15 protein-coding genes are annotated in these 16,786 nt (G+C 55.9%); 8 read left to right on the forward strand and 7 right to left on the reverse strand.

What is annotated here, in order from left to right; translation table 11 throughout:
• Nucleotides 1-19: 19 nt before the first annotated feature.
• On the forward strand, nucleotides 20-223 hold the full coding sequence (locus tag FOC35_RS21040; protein WP_016536233.1) for a YbdD/YjiX family protein: 204 nt from the start codon (nucleotides 20-22) through the stop codon (nucleotides 221-223).
• Nucleotides 224-234: 11 nt separating this feature from the next.
• Nucleotides 235-1,197 carry a GTPase gene (gene yjiA, locus FOC35_RS21045; RefSeq protein WP_172570106.1) on the forward strand — a complete coding sequence of 321 codons (963 nt, stop codon included), beginning with the start codon at nucleotides 235-237 and terminating at the stop codon, nucleotides 1,195-1,197.
• 1 nt (nucleotide 1,198) lies between these two features.
• Here the strand turns inward: yjiA and btsR are convergent, their stop codons facing one another.
• Together btsR and FOC35_RS21055 are read right to left on the reverse strand one after the other, a co-directional pair.
• Nucleotides 1,199-1,918: a two-component system response regulator BtsR gene (btsR, locus tag FOC35_RS21050; RefSeq protein ID WP_172570107.1), complete on the reverse strand. Its 720-nt coding sequence runs from the start codon at nucleotides 1,916-1,918 to the stop codon at nucleotides 1,199-1,201.
• A complete protein-coding gene (locus FOC35_RS21055) occupies nucleotides 1,912-3,600 on the reverse strand; it encodes a sensor histidine kinase (RefSeq protein ID WP_172570108.1) in 1,689 nt (562 codons plus the stop codon). The genes btsR and FOC35_RS21055 overlap by 7 nt, the downstream gene beginning before the upstream one ends.
• Before the next feature lie 452 nt (nucleotides 3,601-4,052).
• Here FOC35_RS21055 and FOC35_RS21060 point away from each other — a divergent pair, with 452 nt between their 5' ends.
• From FOC35_RS21060 to FOC35_RS21085, 6 genes are all read left to right on the forward strand, one after another.
• Entirely contained in the window at nucleotides 4,053-5,075 is a 1,023-nt protein-coding gene (locus tag FOC35_RS21060) for a methionine ABC transporter ATP-binding protein (RefSeq protein ID WP_172570109.1), read from the forward strand.
• On the forward strand, nucleotides 5,068-5,736 hold the full coding sequence (locus tag FOC35_RS21065; RefSeq protein ID WP_016536228.1) for a methionine ABC transporter permease: 669 nt from the start codon (nucleotides 5,068-5,070) through the stop codon (nucleotides 5,734-5,736). The genes FOC35_RS21060 and FOC35_RS21065 overlap by 8 nt, the downstream gene beginning before the upstream one ends.
• A 92-nt stretch (nucleotides 5,737-5,828) precedes the next feature.
• A complete protein-coding gene (locus tag FOC35_RS21070) occupies nucleotides 5,829-6,644 on the forward strand; it encodes a MetQ/NlpA family ABC transporter substrate-binding protein (RefSeq protein WP_016536227.1) in 816 nt (271 codons plus the stop codon).
• 96 nt (nucleotides 6,645-6,740) lie between these two features.
• On the forward strand, nucleotides 6,741-7,286 hold the full coding sequence (locus FOC35_RS21075; RefSeq protein ID WP_172570110.1) for a shikimate kinase: 546 nt from the start codon (nucleotides 6,741-6,743) through the stop codon (nucleotides 7,284-7,286).
• 64 nt (nucleotides 7,287-7,350) lie between these two features.
• Complete coding sequence (locus FOC35_RS21080) at nucleotides 7,351-9,837, forward strand: ATP-binding protein (RefSeq protein WP_172570111.1); 2,487 nt, start codon at nucleotides 7,351-7,353, stop codon at nucleotides 9,835-9,837.
• 33 nt (nucleotides 9,838-9,870) lie between these two features.
• The gene (locus FOC35_RS21085; RefSeq protein ID WP_016536224.1) at nucleotides 9,871-10,497 is read left to right on the forward strand and encodes a response regulator transcription factor; all 627 of its coding nucleotides are present in this window, start codon (nucleotides 9,871-9,873) and stop codon (nucleotides 10,495-10,497) included.
• Between the two features lie 7 nt (nucleotides 10,498-10,504).
• On the opposite strand, the gene FOC35_RS21090 is transcribed toward FOC35_RS21085, so the two are convergent.
• The 5 genes from FOC35_RS21090 to FOC35_RS21110 all read right to left on the reverse strand — a co-directional run bounded on the left by FOC35_RS21090 (nucleotide 10,505) and on the right by FOC35_RS21110 (nucleotide 16,428).
• Complete coding sequence (locus FOC35_RS21090; protein ID WP_172570112.1) at nucleotides 10,505-11,521, reverse strand: fimbrial protein; 1,017 nt, start codon at nucleotides 11,519-11,521, stop codon at nucleotides 10,505-10,507.
• A gap of 15 nt (nucleotides 11,522-11,536) precedes the next feature.
• On the reverse strand, nucleotides 11,537-12,562 hold the full coding sequence (locus FOC35_RS21095; RefSeq protein ID WP_172570113.1) for a fimbrial protein: 1,026 nt from the start codon (nucleotides 12,560-12,562) through the stop codon (nucleotides 11,537-11,539).
• Nucleotides 12,563-12,587: 25 nt separating this feature from the next.
• The gene (locus FOC35_RS21100; protein ID WP_172570114.1) at nucleotides 12,588-15,122 is read right to left on the reverse strand and encodes a fimbria/pilus outer membrane usher protein; all 2,535 of its coding nucleotides are present in this window, start codon (nucleotides 15,120-15,122) and stop codon (nucleotides 12,588-12,590) included.
• 26 nt (nucleotides 15,123-15,148) lie between these two features.
• Nucleotides 15,149-15,832, reverse strand: coding sequence for a fimbria/pilus periplasmic chaperone (locus tag FOC35_RS21105; protein WP_172570115.1), 684 nt, complete (start codon nucleotides 15,830-15,832; stop codon nucleotides 15,149-15,151).
• 68 nt (nucleotides 15,833-15,900) lie between these two features.
• Entirely contained in the window at nucleotides 15,901-16,428 is a 528-nt protein-coding gene (locus tag FOC35_RS21110; RefSeq protein ID WP_172570116.1) for a fimbrial protein, read from the reverse strand.
• Nucleotides 16,429-16,786 lie beyond the last annotated feature (358 nt).

Below are 16,786 nucleotides of genomic sequence, written 5' to 3' on the forward strand. Positions count from 1 at the left end.
ATTTCTTAAGGAGCGACGGATGTTCGATAACTTAGGCGCAGCAAAAAAATACCTCGGCCAGGCGGCCCGGATGCTGGTCGGCATTCCGGACTACGACACCTACGTTTTGCATATGCAGACCAACCACCCGGACAAACCGGCCATGAGCTATAAAGAATTCTTCCGCGAGCGCCAGCAGGCGCGCTACGGCGGAGATGGAAAAGGCGGAATGCGCTGCTGTTAAGGAATAATGTTATGACACCGATTGCAGTGACTGTTTTAACCGGCTTTCTCGGCGCGGGGAAAACCACCCTATTACGCCACATTCTGCATCACCAGCAGGAGAGCAAGATTGCCGTTATTGAGAATGAATTTGGCGAAGTTCCCATCGACAGCCAGCTGATTGGCGACCGCGCCACCCGCATTACCACGCTGAGCAACGGCTGTATCTGCTGCACCCGCTCAAGCGAGCTGGAAGACGCCCTGCTTGACCTGCTCGACAGCCTGGATAAAGGCGAGGTGCAGTTTGACCGCCTGATCGTCGAATGCACCGGCATGGCGGATCCCGGCCCTATTCTTCAGGCGTTTTTCTCCCATGAAATTATCTGCGAGCGCTACCTGCTCGACGGCGTTATCACCCTGGTCGATGCGGTTCACGCCACATCGCAGCTCGACCAGTTCCAGCTTGCTCAATCCCAGATTGGCTACGCGGACCGTATCCTGCTGACTAAAACCGACGTTGCCGGGGATTGCAGCGAACTCATCGAGCGCCTGCAACGCATCAACGCACGCGCCCCGGTTTACCCGGTAGTCCACGGCGATATTGAACTGGGCCTGCTGTTTGATACCCGCGGTTTTATGCTGGAAGAAAATGTTGTGGCGGCAAAGCCTCGCTTCCACCACATTGCGCAGCAGCAAAATCCTGTCTCTTCGATTGTGGTCACGCTTGACTACCCGGTAGCGCTGGCGGCGGTTTCCTCGGTGATGGAAAAACTGCTTTCCGGCTTTGCCGACAATCTGCTGCGCTATAAAGGCATGCTGTGGATTGAAGACCAGCCGTGCCGCCTGCTGTTTCAGGGCATACAGCGGCTTTACAGCGCAGACTGGGACCGGGAATGGCAGCCGGACGAAACGCCGGGCAGCACGCTGGTGTTTATTGGAATAGCGTTGCCGGAAGCCGAGGTCCGCGAGGCTTTTGCCGGATTACGCCAGGGCTGACTTACAGCCCCACCGCCTCTTTCAACGATTTTAAATAGCGACGGCTGACCGGCACGGTACGCCCGTCGCGCAGCAGCAATTCCGCCTGGCTGTTATCCTCCAGGCGGATCTCCTGAAGATAATTCATATTCACCAGATACTGCCGGTGGCAGCGTAGCAGCGGCGTGCGGCTTTCAAGCGTGCGCAGCGTCAGCTCGGTAAACCCTTCTTTGCCGTCCCGGCTGGTGACGTACACCCCGCTCATCCGGCTACTGACGTAGGCCACTTCCTCCATCTGCAACAGCCAGATGCGGCTATGCCCGCTGCACGGGATAAACTTCAGCGGCTGCTGGCTTTCAGGCAGGCCAGAAACGTCCTGCGCTTCGTGTTCCTGATGCAGTCGCGCCAGCGTTTTTTGTAATCGCGGAGCCTCAATCGGCTTCAGCAGATAGTCAAAGGCACGCTCTTCAAAAGCCTGCACCGCATACTCATCAAAAGCCGTGAGGAAGACGATGCGCGGGCGGTGCCGCTCATCGAGCATGCCGACCATTTCCAGACCGCTGATACGCGGCATCTGAATATCAAGAAACAGCACGTCCGGGCGCAGCTTATTTACCGCACCAATCGCTTCAATCGCGTTGGAGCACTCACCAATAATTTCAATGTCGCCGTCATCCTGTAGCAGGAGGCGCAGGTTCTCACGCGCCAGCGGCTCATCGTCAACAATCAGAACTTTTAACATACAAACTCCCCCGCAGGCAGCCGCAGCGTGACGCGCGTAAAACAGTCAGGATCGCAGCTCACGGCGATACCATAATCGTCGCCAAATCGCGCCCGCAGGCGCTTGTCCACCAGATTCATGCCTAACCCATTACCGTTGATTTTCGGCCGGTACAGCCCGGCATTGTCTTCTATGTCCACAAAGACATTGTCCCCCTCGCTGCGTGCGCTAATTGTGATAACACCGGTGCTTAACAGCTGAGACGTGCCGTGTTTAATCGCATTTTCCACAATTGGTTGCAGCGTAAAAGCGGGCAAGTGCTGATGGGCAAACGCCTCCGGCACCTGTAATTCAACCTTAAGCTGCGACTGGAACCGCGCCAGCTCTATTTGCAGGTAGGCGTTAACGTGTTCAATTTCATCGGACAGCGTGACAATCTCCGACGGGCGCTTGAGGTTCTTGCGGAAGAAAGTCGATAAATATTGCACCAGTTGCCCGGCCTTATCGCTGTCATTGCGGATAACCGCCTTCAGCGTATTCAGGGCATTAAACAGGAAGTGCGGGTTCACCTGGGCGTGGAGCAGCTTTATCTCCGACTGCGCCAGCAGCGCCTTCTGCTGCTCGTATTTACCGGCGAGGATCTGCGCCGACAGCAGCTGCGCAATCCCTTCGCCAAGGGTACGGTTGATTGAACTGAACAGCCGGTTGCGCGCCTCGTAAAGTTTAATCGTGCCGATAACCCGCTGATTCTCGCCTCGAAGCGGGATAACCAGCGTTGAGCCCAGCTTGCAGTGAGGATGCAGAGAACAGCTGTACGGCAGCGCGTTACCGTCGGCATAAACCACTTCGTTATTCTCAATCGCCCGCCAGGTGTAGCCCGACGAGATAGGTTTCCCCGGCAGGTGGTGGTCATCCCCGGTGCCGGTAAAAGCCAGCAGCTTCTCGCGGTCGGTAATCGCGACGGCGCTGATATCCAGCTCCTGAAGCAGCACCTGCGCTACCTTCATGCTGTTCTGCTCGTTAAAGCCCTGGCGCAGAATACCTTCCGTAGAAGCCGCTACTTTTAGCGCGGTGGCGGAAAAAGCCGAGGTGTATTTCTCAAACATCGCGCGCTTATCCAGCAGGATGCGCATAAACATCGCCGCACCGAGCGTATTGGTCACCATCATCGGGGCAGCAATGCTTTCGACCAGGTGCAGCGCGTCTTCAAACGGCCGGGCAATCAGCAAGATAATCAGCATCTGCACCAGCTCGGCAACAAAGGTCACCGCCCCTGCCATCAGCGGGCTGAACAATTTGTCGGTACGGCCTCGTTTGATTAAATAGCTGTGGATCAGTCCGCCGATTAAGCCTTCGGCGATGGTCGAAATCATGCAGCTAAGCGCCGTCATTCCGCCCAAAGAATAGCGGTGAAGCCCGCCGGTAAGGCCCACCAGCCCGCCGACGACCGGGCCTCCGAGCAGGCCGCCCATCACCGCCCCGATGGCGCGTGTGTTGGCAATCGAGCCTTCAATGTGCAGGCCAAAATAGGTACCCATAATGCAGAAAACGGAGAAGGTGATGTAACACAGCAGCTTGTGCGGCAGGCGCACGGTTACCTGCATCAGCGGGATAAACAGGCGGGTTTTACTCATCAGCCAGGCAATCACCAGAAACACACACATTTGCTGCAAAAGCAGCAGCACTAAATTGAACTCATACATGCTCAGACATTCTCCGTACACAACGCGCGACAACATAGCGCGGCTGGCAAAATATTTCCCGATCGCGCTTCACGCTTTGTTAATCCTGCGGGGAGAATTTTTAATTCGTCTCAGATACTCGGCTATTAAATAGACTTTTTTAAATAAAAAATCAGACACAGGCCTTAACGTAAATTAATTAGCCAGAGAATAATAAATATCCAAACTCAATATAAGCAACGCTGATTATTTGCTAAAGAAAATCCAGATAATGCAGTTCAGGAACGCCCGGCATTGCTATATGCCTTATCGCTATAACTCATGTTTTTATATTCTTCTGGGATAGCACGTTAGCAGGTAGTATCGGCTAAACAACGGCGATTAAGCTCGCAGGACAAAGCCCACTATCGGCCATTCACAGCGGATTATGCTGCCGGAAGGCGGAAGTTTTAAGCAGTTAAGGAAAGGTAATAATGATCGTTCTATCGGGCGTGTCGAAAATATTTGCCGGGAAAAACGGCGATATTACAGCCGTGGAAAATATTAGCCTCACTGTCGAAAAAGGCCAGATTTACGGCATTATCGGCTATAGCGGCGCGGGTAAGAGCACCTTAATAAGGTTATTAAACGGCCTCGAAGCGCCCTCTTCCGGTTCTATTTTTATTGCCGGTCAGGATATCGCCAACGCCAGCAGCGAAGCGCTTCGCCAGGCGCGTTTAAAAGTCAGCATGGTGTTTCAGCATTTTAATTTACTGTGGTCGCGCACGGTGGCTGAGAATATTGCCTTCCCGATGCAAATTGCCGGGGTGAATAAACGCCAGATTAAGCAACGCGTTGGCGAACTGGTCAAGCTGGTTGGCCTGGAAGGACGAGAAGGCGCCTACCCTTCCCAGCTCAGCGGCGGCCAGAAACAGCGCGTCGGCATTGCCCGTGCGCTGGCTAATAATCCGGAGGTTTTGCTGTGCGATGAAGCAACATCCGCATTAGATCCACAAACCACCGACGCCATTCTCGACCTGCTGCTCGACATCAATGGCCAGCTCAAATTAACCATCGTGCTTATCACTCATGAAATGCACGTAGTACGCAAAATTTGCCAGCGCGTCGCGGTAATGGAAAACGGCAAAATCGTCGAAGAAGGCGCGGTGCTGGACGTGTTCACTCATCCTCAACAGCCGATAACACAAACCTTTGTCCGCCAGGTTTCCCACCACGGCGAAGGCGGCAGCCCGTTCAACCCGCAGTGGGTTCAGGGGTTAAGCGGCAGCATCCTGAAGCTTATTTTCCCCGGCGGCCAGGCTCAGCAGCCGGTGGTTGCCGAAGTCATTCAGCACTTCAACCTCGCGCTGAATATCCTGCACGGCAAAATTACCCAAACGGTGGACGGCTCGTTTGGCGAGCTTTATGTCCATTTTGAAGAGGCCAGCCAGCTGGACAATATTGTGCAATACCTGAATCAAAAGCGGGTAGAAACCGAGGTTATTCAACATGCCTGAGCAATTATTCCCGCATTTAAACCTCGATAAGCTGTGGGCCGCAACCGGCGAAACCCTTTATATGACGGCCTGGTCCGGGCTGGCGACGCTGGTGTTGGGCATCGCACTCGGCGTACTGCTGTTCTTAACTTCTCGCGGCCAGCTGCTGCAAAACCGGCTGGTTTATTCGGTTGTCACGGTGCTGGTAAACGTCTTCCGTTCGATTCCTTTTATCATTCTGATAGTGCTGCTGATCCCGTTTACCAAAACGCTGGTCGGCACCATTCTCGGCACCAACGCCGCGCTTCCGGCGCTGATTGTGGGCGCCGCGCCCTTCTATGCAAGGCTGGTTGAAATTGCCCTGCGCGAAGTCGACAAAGGCGTTATCGAGGCTACGCGCTCCATGGGGGCCAAAACCCACACGCTTATCTTCCGCGTATTGCTGCCCGAGTCCTCTCCGGCGCTGGTGTCCGGGATTACCGTCACCCTGATTGCGCTGGTCAGCTACAGCGCGATGGCGGGCGTTATCGGCGCGGGCGGCCTCGGCAACCTCGCCTATCTGGAAGGTTTCCAGCGCAACCACAACGACGTCACCTTAGTGGCAACCGGCATGATACTGGCCATCGTTTTTATTATTCAGTTTATCGGCGACCGTATTACCACTCTGCTGGATAAGCGCTAGCAGAGATTCATCTTTCGGCAGTCAGGCGCGCTATCTGCCTGCCGGAGTTCCACGGCAATGCTTTTTATAATTAATCACTACTGGACGGGATAATGAAAAAACAATTTATGATGTTAGCTCTGGCTTCTCTGACCGCGCTGAGCCTGCATGCCAATGCGGCAGAAAAGCTGATTGTTGGCGCGTCTAACGTGCCGCATGCGGAAATTCTGGAGCAGGCGAAGCCAATCCTTGCGAAAGAAGGTATCGACCTGGAGATTAAGACCTTCCAGGACTACATTCTGCCGAACACCGCCCTGGCGGAGCGTGAAATTGACGCCAACTATTTTCAGCATCAGCCGTACCTTGACTCGGTATTACAGGATCATAAAGGCGATAAAAACTACGATTTCGTCAGCGCCGGGGCGATCCACGTTGAGCCGATTGGTATTTATTCAAAGAAATATAAAAGCCTGAAAGACCTGCCGCAAAACGGGAAAGTCATTATGCGTGACTCGGTTGCCGAAGAAGGCCGAATTCTGGCTATCTTCCAGCGCGAAGGCGTTATCACCCTGAAACCGGGCATCAAGCCGGTTAACGCGCGCATTACCGATATCGCAACTAACCCAAAACACCTGCAATTTAAGGCTGATATCGAAGCCGCCCTGCTGCCGCAGATGTATGCCAATGACGAAGGCGACGCGGTTGTTATCAACGCCAACTACGCGCTGGACGCGGGCCTGAACCCAATCAAAGATCCGATTGCGGTTGAAAGCACCGAAGGCAACCCGTACGCCAATATCATCACCGTGCACAGCGCGGACGTGAAGAAACATGACGTCGTAGAACTGGTAAAAGTCCTGCACTCTAAAGAGATTCAGGACTGGATCAAAGAGAAATACCACGGCGCGGTTGTGCCGGTTAACCAGTAATAATCTTTCTTCGTCCACATTCTGAAAAGGGGCACATTGTGCCCCTTTCTTTTATCCAATAGCATTCAGGGAGAGGATAAATAAGCGAGAAGGCAGATGGCAGATTTTGTTTTTCTTATTGGCCCCGGCGGCGCGGGCAAAAGTACCGTGGGTAAATTTCTGGCGGCTCGCCTCGGCTATGCAAAAGTCGATCTCGACGACGAGTTCTGTGAGCGAATCCTGAACATCCGCGAATTTATCGCCCTTAACGGCTATGAAAGCTATCTCCTGGAGAATGCAAAACTGCTGGAGACGCTGCTGGAAGAAGCCGAAGCTGATAGCGTCTTTATCCTTTCCTCAGGATTTCTGGCAACCGATATCCGCCCCGACATCGTGGAGCGGAACAGAAAACGAGTCGCAGAAAGCGGCACCTCGGTGCTGCTGATGCCGTCCCGCGATTATCAGCAGGCTGTTAACTGTATTGTCGAGCGCCAGCTACAGCGGGGCTTCGGCCTGAAAAGAGAAAGCGAAATCGCGAAATTCAGCCAGCGTTTTGAGGCATATCTATTGTCAGGCGATGTGCAGATATTTTCTATGGCCGCCCCCGAGGCCATCGCCGCCAGCATCTTTGATGAGTTAAACAGCCGACGAGTCGCTTATTAATCTCTGTTTTTACAGCTATATTGACTGACATCTAAGCCCAAAAGCCACCGAAGGGAACGCCACGATGCGGCTGACCGCTGTTCTGCGCCTGATTAGCCTCTGCCTGCTCTGCATCGCCTCCGTGCTGCATGCTCAACCAGCGCCCTCTGCCTCACCTGGCATGGCTAACCCTCTCGGGCTGACCCAGCAAGAGCAAGACTGGGTTGCCGCTCATCCGGTGGTGCCGGTTCTGGTGGTCAATACTCATATTCCGCTGACCTTTATAAATCAGGAAGGCAAGCAAAGCGGTTACGCCGTGGCGCTGCTGAACAGCATCGGCAGGCAAATCGGGCTACGTTTTACCTGGCATCCCTTCAATAATCTGGTGGAGATGCGCGAACAGCTTAAAAAAGATCCCAACTCGTTAATTGCCGCCGCCGATGCCTCCGCAACGGGGCCTGATGCCGGGCTTATCTATACCCGCCCGATTCAGGTAACCGACTGGGTGCTGGTCACCCGCAAAAATTTCCCCGCCATAAACTCGCTCGCCGGAATGAACGGTAAAAAGGTGGCGGTATTTACCGGCAGTTATTATCTCCCGGATTTACGCAGGCGGTTTCCGCAGGTCGAGTTTGTCGAGCAGGACTTCTCGCTGGAAACCGCCCTCGCCCTGTTCATTCATAATCTCGACGGCGCCATCGTGCCGCAAACCGCTGCCAGCTTCGTGCTGAAAAGCTATCTCGAAGATCGATTCCGTATCGCCATAACGGTGCCCGTCCCCCCGCTGCGGCTGGCGATGGCCTCCGGCGAGCAAAACCGCGCGCTGCTGTCGATAATCGACAAAGCTCTGGAGCGAGTGCCGCCCCAGGAAATGGAGGAGCACCTTAGCGGCTGGCAAATGCGCTACGCGCTGGAGCGCTTTGAGGTCTGGGGCCATTACCGCACCGGGATTATGAGCGCAATTGTTCTCATCAGCCTGGCCGCGATGCTGCTGGTGTTCTACTTCTGGCGCAATCGCCTGCTTAAACGCACCCTCGCAACCCAGCGGGCGCTGCAAAACGAGCTTCAGGCTTCTCAGGCGCAGTTACAAAAAGCCAGCGAGTCAAAAAGCCAGTTTCTGGCGCAGATGAGCCATGAAATACGTACCCCGATGAACGCCCTGATAGGCCTGCTGGAGCTGGAGAATGCCGGGCGCAGCTCGCCGGAACAGCGGCGTAATAACATCGCCGTCGCCTATGAGTCCTCGAAATCATTATTGATGCTGGTGGGCGATATTCTCGATATGGCAAAAATCGAGTCCGGCACTTTTACGGTACGCAGCGTGCCGCTTTCTCTGAGCGAGATGATTAACAGCATCAGCACCCTGTTCCGCTACAGCGCGGAAGAGAAGCAGCTTTCGCTACATACAAGTGTTGAAGTGCAGGACGACCTGATTCTGTTCGACCCGGTTATGCTCAAACAGATCGTTTCTAACCTGGTGAGCAACGCCATCAAATTTACCGCCCGGGGCGAGGTGGAAATCATTATCTATCAGGCCAACAAGCAGCCTGGTAAGAAAGGCGATTATGTGCTGGAAGTCTGCGATAGCGGCGTGGGAATGAGCGAAGAGCAGCAAAAAGCTATTTTCGAACCTTTTGTTCAACTGGACGCCGCGCGGCGGGCGCACCACGGCAGCGGTCTGGGATTAAGTATCTGCCGCCAGCTGGCAGATCTACTGCACGGAAGCCTGGAGGTTGAGAGCACGCCGGGCGAAGGCATCACGTTTATCTTCCGTTTCTCGGCTCCGATAGCGCCTCCTGAACAGGACAGGAGTCAACCCGGAGCCAGCCTGAGCGCCTCACACTCACGCAAAATTCTGGTTGTTGACGACCATCCGGCAAACCGTTTACTGCTGGTGCAGCAGCTTGAATTTGCAGGCCATACCGGCGTGGCGGCGGAAAACGGCGCTCAGGCACTGCGGCTTTGGGAAGCGGAACAGCCGCCGTTTGATATCGTCATCACCGACTGCAACATGCCGGACTTTAGCGGCTTTGAGCTGGTGCGCCAGCTGCGGGAAAAAGAGCGGCTGGCGGGAAGCAAGCCCCAACCGATGTTCGGCCTGACCGCCATGGCAGAGCAGCAGGTACGCGACCGGGCAATACAGGCAGGGATGACCGACTGCCTGTTTAAACCGGTGGAACTGGCAACGCTGCTTTCCCGCATCGATGAATCAGCTGAGAACATCGGCGAACATCCACCGCGAGCGCTGCTTTCTCTTAACAAGCTTGCGGGTTCACAGCCGGGGGCTTTTCAAGCCCTGGTTAACACTATAATTGAGCAAAACCAGCTTGATATAACCGCGCTAAATAGCGCCCTTGCCGGTGGAGATTTCATCCGGGCTAAAAACAGCGCTCATCGCCTGGCCGGAAGCGCACGGCTGGCGGATGCCGCCGGGCTGTCCGAAATCTGCGGGAAAATAGAGGCCGCTGCGCAGGCGCGAGATAGTGAGGCGATTAACGCTTTAATCGCAGACTGCGAACGGCTGGTAAAACAGCTGGAGAATACGCTACGCCAGGTTGCTATACTGCCATAACCAGTTGATACCTAACCTTCGGGCCGCCCTTATATGAGTAAGATTTATATCGTCGACGATCATCCTGTTTCGCAGCTTGCCGTCAAAGTGGTGGCGGCGAATAACGGCTACGAAGTGGTTGGCATCAGCGATAACGGCCGCGACGCGATTAACGCCCTCAGCGGTAACGCCGGAGTAGATCTGGTGGTTATCGACATCGAAATCCCGCCGCCTAACGGGCTGGACGTGATTAAACGACTGCGCCAGCAGGGATTTAACGGCGGCATTCTGGTGCTCACGGGCCATAACGATAGCCACTTTGTGGATCGCGCCCGCCGCGCCGGAGCAAACGGGTTTATCAGCAAGAATAACCATCTCGATCAGCTGGTTGACGCCTTCAAAGCTATTATCAGCGGCTACGAGTTCTTCCCTCAGCGGCCGCAGGCGGTGAATACATCGGCCGGAGTTCAATCTGAAAGCGAGCTGCTCGGTACGCTGTCCAACCGCGAGCTTGAAGTGCTGGGGCTTATCTCTCGCGGCGAGATGCTGATTGATATCGCCGCGCAATTGCACGTCAGCAATAAATCCATCAGCACCTATAAACGCCGCATTATGGCCAAGCTCGGCTTCAGTAAAACGCTGGAGATGATCGAGTTTGCCAAACGCAATAATCTCGCCTGAGCCGCGCTTACTGATAAGTCATAGTGAAGGTGGCGTTAGCATCGGCTCTGCCCGGCGTGACCTTCGCCCCGGTCTGGTAATAACGCGCCACAAGCGGGAGCGAATAAGCGCCATCGACGCTGGTGGTGGCAATGCTCACCATCGTACCCAGCTCAAGCGGCGTGTCGTTATACAGCACCTGGATACCCACTCCGGTAGCCGTTTGTCCCGCCTGAGCAGCATCCAGATTAAGAATACCCAGGCTGCTGTTCTGCGCCCCGCCGCTTCCCGGCGCAAGCGTCAGCTTTATCTTCGTTTCGGCATCGCAGTTCAGCTTGATGGCAAAATCGGCGTCGCCGCTGGTGCTGCCCGGCCCGGAGAAATCGGTATTTTTCGCCTTGCCCATTCTCACGGTAATCGAGCTGTTCAGCACCGAACAGGCTACGGTTTGCACGCTTCCGCTACCTATGCGGTAGTCCATGATATTGGTTTCACCCACCACCAGTGCCTGAGTGATGGAGCCGATAGTAATAGGGCCTGAGCCGGTAACCGGGGCAATTTTTACCAGTTGTAGCCGGTAGTTGCCCCAGGTTCCGCCGCACAGACGCCACCAGGTGCCGGACCAGGTACAGGAAGTGTTGGAGATCTGACGCGGCAAAGGCCCGGTGCCGTAGCGCCAGGTCGTTGATCCCGCCCCGCTGGTCACCACGCGAAACGCCAGACCCGGCACCCCGGACTGATAAAGCGTCTGACCGTTATAGTTCACCGGCATAAATCCCCCGTTGCCCAGCGCCCAGCGGGTGACAAATCCTGGACTGTCGCACTGAATAAAGCTGTCGCGACTGCCGAGACGGGTATCAATGGCCGTCGCCACCACGCTGCCAACGGGCGCATCCCGCTGCACCACAACATGCCCGAAATCGAGCGTAACCGAATCATTGGCGCTGAAACGGCCGTCCATAAAGGTGCAGCTTGCCTGGACGCTTTTTTCCGCCCCAAGCAGCAATACGCCGCCCCAGATAACTTTGCTGAATAATGTTTTCATATTTGCGGCCTGGCTCTACTGATATGTCAGCGTAAAAGTGGCGTTGGCGTTGGCTATTCCCGGCGTAACGGCGGGCTGCGTCTGGTAATAGCGAGCCTTGAGTGGAATAGCATAAGTGCCGTCTGCCGCCGTAGTGGCAACCGCAATTCTGCTGTTCAGAGCAAGGGGCGCGTTGTTATACATAACCTGCACGCCAACGCCGCTGGCGGTTTTCCCCGCGCCCGAATTGTCGATATTAAGAATGCCCTTAGCCGCATCCGCCGCGCCCGCATTGCCCGGCGCAAGGGTGAGATTAATGTGGGTGGAAGCGTCACAGTTCAGGTCGATAGCGAAATCGGCATCGCCGCTGGTGCTGCCGGGGGTGCCGAAGTCGGTGTTTTTCGCTTTGCCCATCGTCACGCTGATATTGCTGTTGCTTACCGAGCAGGCAACCGTCTGAATTACACCGCTGCCGATGGTGTAATCAATAACATTGGTGTCGCCCACCACCAGCGCCTGAACGATCGACCCCGCAGTCATCGGCCCGGACCCCGTTATCGGGGAAATTTTGACCAGCTGAAGGCTCATCCCGCCCCATGTGCCGCCGCACAGACGCCACCATCCTGTCCCGGTATTACAGGCCATATTAGTGATCTGCCGCGGCAGCGGGCCGGTGCCGTAGCGCCCGGCAGTAGAGCCCGCTCCTGATGTCACAATACGAAATGCCAGCCCCGGTACGCCTGACTGGTACAGAGTTTGTCCGCCATAAGCTACCGGTGCAAATCCTGGCCCTACTGCCCATTGGGTGGTAAAGCCGCTGGCGTTGCATTGCAGAAAATTATTACGCCCGCCGAGCGTAGAGTCACCGAGCCTGGCTACGACCGTGCCCACCGGCGTATCCCGCTGGACGACTATCGTGCCCCAGTCCAGCGCAACCGAGTCGTTAGGCCCGAAGCGGCTATCCATAAACGAGCAGGTTGCCAGCGCGCCTTTTGAGGCAACCAGCAGCAGCGCGCAGGTGAGCAGGCGCGGGCGAAATGCTTTTTTAATTAATCTGTTCATCGTTATCTCTTATCCGAAGCCGCGCTTAGCGACACTGTGCGTCAAGGGAGGCAATAGCCGCAGTCGCCTCGTCATGATTAAGGCTGTAGCTGACCCGGCACCGGCTATCTGCTCCTTTGCCCCACTGCACCAGCAGCGTGCCTTTAGGCTGTAAACCGGCGAGATAGACCTGGCCGCCGTCGCCGACGATACCGCTGCCGCCGCTGCGCTCGGCTTCATTGGCGACCGTAGCGCCAAACGGGACGGCTTTGCCGTTCGCGCGAATCAGGGTCATTAACACGCGCAGGCCGACCTGGGCGCGGTAATCGGCGCGCACTACGGCTCCGCGAGTAGGCACCACGCTACGGTTGGTTTGCTCAAGATCGACGTTTTCTTTCAGGCTTTCGGTACTCAACGTGACGTCGTTATGGCGGTACGGCATTAAGTTCGGCACCAGGGCGTAACCACGATAGTCGGTTTTCACGCCGGTCTGGTTATTCACCGCCACGCCGGAAGCCCCCGGCACTTTGACCAGGCCAAATGTTTCGCCAAGCTGCTGCCCGGCAGTGACTCCGTCCGCATGTGCCACAATTGAACCCTGCACGCCGTAGTTCAGGTTGCGCTGCCCGCTGGCGTAGCTGTAGCCGCCGTTAACTTCCCCGTAGGTGCCGCGATAGTTAAGGCTGGTGTAGCCTGAATTTTCGCGCTCGCGCGAGGCATAGCCCTGGGTCACGTTCCAGTTAAGGTTATTACCTTCCAGCGCAGTGCCGTTCAGGCCGACGGTATTCACCGTGCCGCGGGACTTGCTGCTGCTAATGCCGTAGCTGGCGTAGCTGTTGCTCAGCCAGCGGCCAAGCGGCAGGCTGATATTCAGCGAGACAACCTGGTCAAGATCGTAGGTTTTGCCGTACTCCGTCGCCGCTCCGGCCTGGGAGGTATTGCGATTCAGGGCATAGTTGAGGCTATAGCTGACGCCGTTCCAGCTGTTGTTGTAGCCCACGCTCCAGGAGGAGGTTTTGCGTGCGCCATTCCAGTAATCCTCGCTAATCGCGCCGACGGATAAATAGCCGCGTTCGTCACCGAGATCCTGGCTCAGCGTCAGTTCCGCCCGGTTACGTTTTCTGTCGTTTCTCAGGGTGTACGGATTATCACGATAAGTTTCCAGCACGTCCGACAGCGAAGCAAAGCCCTCGGTGGAGTAGCGATAACCGGCAATGGCGACGTGGGTTCCCGTCTCGGCGAGGCTTTTACTGTAGCGCACGCGCCACGACTGCCCCTGGCTGGCTTCCTGCTCCTTCGGCTGGCCCCAGGATTGCGTTACGTCGGCGGAAATAGCGCCGATAACGCCGAGGTTCTGCCCGACGCCTGCGGCAAACGAGCGGTAATGCTCAGCCAGCTGCGCGCCGCCGTATATCGTCATGCCTTTGCCGACGCCATAAATTGCGGTGCCCTGCCCAAACATGGTTTTTTCAACGCTGCTGTCGTATGTGCGGTACTGGCCGCCGGTCAGGCTAAAGCGCAGCCGCCCTTCGCGCTGCAATACCGGCAAGGAGGCAAAAGGCACCACCATGCTCTGCTCGCTACCGTCCGCTTCTTTTACCGTGACGTACAGGTCGCCGCTGCCCCCGGTCGGGAACATATCGGTAATTTCGAACGGGCCTGCCGGCACCGTGGTCTGGTAAATGACATACCCGTTCTGGCGAATGATAACCTGCGCGCTGTTGCTCCGTGCGATGCCGCGCACCACCGGGGCATAACCGCGCTGGCTTTCCGGCAGCATTTCGTCATCGGAAGCCAGCTGTGCGCCGCGAAACGGCACGCTGTCGAATACGTCCGACGGCGCGAGGCTTTCGCCCAGCGTAAGCTGGCTTTTGAACGGCACGATGCTGCGCTGGGCATAGCTGTAAACCGTGCTCCATTTATCATTCTCGCCGTTGCTGCGTGACCAGGTTGAGTAGTTGCGCAGGCGCCACGGGCCAAGGTTAATACCCGGCCTCAGGTTCAGATACTGGCTACCGCCCGAACCGCCGCGCTGGCCTTCCAGCTCGCTCATGCCGCTAAAGCTGTAGTTCAGCAGGGCAGCATTAATCCCCTCATCCCACTGCGAAGGCGGGACATAGCCGCGAATGCGCGGGCTAACTGCCGCCTGAGGAATAGAAAGGTCAAGGCGCTGGGCGCTGAAAACGAACTCGGCGCTGCCCTCGGGAATGGCCGCAAGCGAAGCGCAGTTTTCACCCGCCACTTGCAGTTCTGGATATAAATCCACGCGCACGCCGTACTGCGCCAGATCGGCCACGGTCAGGCACGGCTGCAGACCCTTATCTGCGGTCTGGAAAAACGTTACCGCCTTGCTGTCTACCTGCTCGCCGTTGAGGTAGATGTCCACCGGGTAGCTGCCCGGAAGCTGACCGCCGTTTTCAAACGCCGAGAGATCGGGTGCGGTGCCGCCTTCGCCGGTGTGCTGAAGCAGCGCGGGATTAAAGTAATCCTTTGCCTCAACCGCAAGCGAAGACAGGAGCAGTGCGATAGTGGTAGCCAGTAAGGTTGGCCGCGTTTTTCCGGAGCAAGCAAAAAAGGGCATAATTTTATTCCAGCGGATTCGATTCTTTAAAGAGAGGCTTTGTGGACTGCGCCAACGGCGCCGTAGTCGCTGATGACTTTCCATTCAACCTGGCTGCCGCGCGCGTCTGCCGGCAGTTCAATACGGGCCGAGGAGCGCGGCGCAACGTAAGTGGCCTTGTCGAGCTGACGGCCGCCGATGCTGACCGACTGGAAATTGATGTAATAAGGCGTCGGGTTGGTTACGGACAGAGCCTGGCCCTGGCGCGCCCATTTAAGCTGGCCGCTGGCGTTTTCCGGCGTTTCACCCTTCAGCGCCGCCGGGCGATAAATCAGCTTGATGCGGGTATTAATTGCCAGCTGTAAGGTGTTTTCAGCCGCCGAAGCATCGGTCGCCGGAATAGACTTTATGTTCAGCCAGAACAGCGTTTCACGGTCCGCTGGCAAACCGGCACCGGCCTGCATGATACGCAGGGTGTTCTTTTGTTTGGCGTCGAGGCGGAACAGCGGCGGCGTGACGATAAAGCTGCGCTTATCGCTATTGCCCGCTTCGTTTTCCACCCACGACTGAATCAGGTACGGAGAGGCGTCCGGGTTGTCGATACCGATTGCCGCTTCTTTTTTCTCACCGTCGTAAATAACTCGCGTGCCGCCAACGACAACGCCAGCGTGAGCAATACCGCTTCCTGCGAGTAAGCCTGCTAACAGCAGAGAAGAGAGTTTTGTCTTCACAATAGAGACTCCAGAGAGAGGGAAAAAAAGCCGACCCGCAGGCCGGCTGGAGTAATTGCTTAGAGCAATCAGTTGTAAACCACGCTGAACGTTGCGGTGGCGTTGGCCGGACCTGCGGTCACGGTTGCCGCTTTAGCCACATAGGCCGCGTTGAATTTCAGCGTGTTGGTGCCTGTCTGAGCCAGTGCGATGCTCTGGGAAGGCGTGAACAGCGGCAGCACGGAGTTGTCCGCATTGCGGATCTGAATGCCTACGCCGGTAGCCACGCCCGGAGCCTGGGTCAGTTCCAGCGCGGAGTTGTCGCCCTGGTATGCTGTACCGTCGAACTTCACGGTAGCGCTGGTGACGGTCGCCGGGCAGCTGGTCAGGTCAATCTGGAAGGCCGTTGCGCCAGCGGTGTCGCCCTGCGCGGCAAACGCTTTATCGCTTACCTGACCCAGAGTAACGGTCTGGCTGGCGCTTGCCGGAGAGACGGTGCAGGCTGCATCGATGATTTCACCGTTAAACTGAATGGTGCCGTCGGCTGCGTTAGCCGTTGAAACTGCCGCACCGCTGATAACGGAAAGTAATGCCAGAGCGTGTAATTGCTTTTTCATAAAACATGATTCCTGTGAATAAATGAAGTTCAACGCCGGACACCGTATTAACCTTCCTGCATAACCGTATTGGTTTATGAAAGATGCGCATTCAAAACTTTTCTTTAAAGAAAAGGCGGTGAGTTACCGGTCATTCCTGTAGTTAATTAGCAAAGCGGGCCACGCTGCGAGTATCAATTAACACCAAGTAAGTATAAAAGGTTATTCAATCATTATTCCGCGCTGCATGAACCAGTCGCAAATCCTTTGCGGTAAGCTTGGTAAATATACGCTCCGATATATTCCCGCCTTGTGGAACTCACTATACGCCCACCAAATAATTAAACATTCAGAATGGCGTCAGAGCATTGTCATCAAA

Origin of the sequence: Cedecea sp. FDAARGOS_727, from assembly GCF_012273235.1 — a bacterium.
Lineage (GTDB): Bacteria > Pseudomonadota > Gammaproteobacteria > Enterobacterales > Enterobacteriaceae > Cedecea > Cedecea davisae.

Excerpts from the sequence above, each read along its gene's own strand:
- FOC35_RS21040 (WP_016536233.1), top strand. The coding sequence starts at position 20 with ATGTTCGATAACTTAGGCGCAGCAAAAAAATACCTCGGCCAGGCGGCC.
- FOC35_RS21085 (WP_016536224.1), top strand. The coding sequence starts at position 9,871 with ATGAGTAAGATTTATATCGTCGACGATCATCCTGTTTCGCAGCTTGCC.
- yjiA (WP_172570106.1), top strand. The coding sequence starts at position 235 with ATGACACCGATTGCAGTGACTGTTTTAACCGGCTTTCTCGGCGCGGGG.
- FOC35_RS21100 (WP_172570114.1), bottom strand. The coding sequence starts at position 15,122 with ATGCCCTTTTTTGCTTGCTCCGGAAAAACGCGGCCAACCTTACTGGCT.
- btsR (WP_172570107.1), bottom strand. The coding sequence starts at position 1,918 with ATGTTAAAAGTTCTGATTGTTGACGATGAGCCGCTGGCGCGTGAGAAC.
- FOC35_RS21075 (WP_172570110.1), top strand. The coding sequence starts at position 6,741 with ATGGCAGATTTTGTTTTTCTTATTGGCCCCGGCGGCGCGGGCAAAAGT.
- FOC35_RS21070 (WP_016536227.1), top strand. The coding sequence starts at position 5,829 with ATGAAAAAACAATTTATGATGTTAGCTCTGGCTTCTCTGACCGCGCTG.
- FOC35_RS21095 (WP_172570113.1), bottom strand. The coding sequence starts at position 12,562 with ATGAACAGATTAATTAAAAAAGCATTTCGCCCGCGCCTGCTCACCTGC.
- FOC35_RS21090 (WP_172570112.1), bottom strand. The coding sequence starts at position 11,521 with ATGAAAACATTATTCAGCAAAGTTATCTGGGGCGGCGTATTGCTGCTT.
- FOC35_RS21080 (WP_172570111.1), top strand. The coding sequence starts at position 7,351 with ATGCGGCTGACCGCTGTTCTGCGCCTGATTAGCCTCTGCCTGCTCTGC.
- FOC35_RS21110 (WP_172570116.1), bottom strand. The coding sequence starts at position 16,428 with ATGAAAAAGCAATTACACGCTCTGGCATTACTTTCCGTTATCAGCGGT.
- FOC35_RS21060 (WP_172570109.1), top strand. The coding sequence starts at position 4,053 with ATGATCGTTCTATCGGGCGTGTCGAAAATATTTGCCGGGAAAAACGGC.
- FOC35_RS21055 (WP_172570108.1), bottom strand. The coding sequence starts at position 3,600 with ATGTATGAGTTCAATTTAGTGCTGCTGCTTTTGCAGCAAATGTGTGTG.
- FOC35_RS21065 (WP_016536228.1), top strand. The coding sequence starts at position 5,068 with ATGCCTGAGCAATTATTCCCGCATTTAAACCTCGATAAGCTGTGGGCC.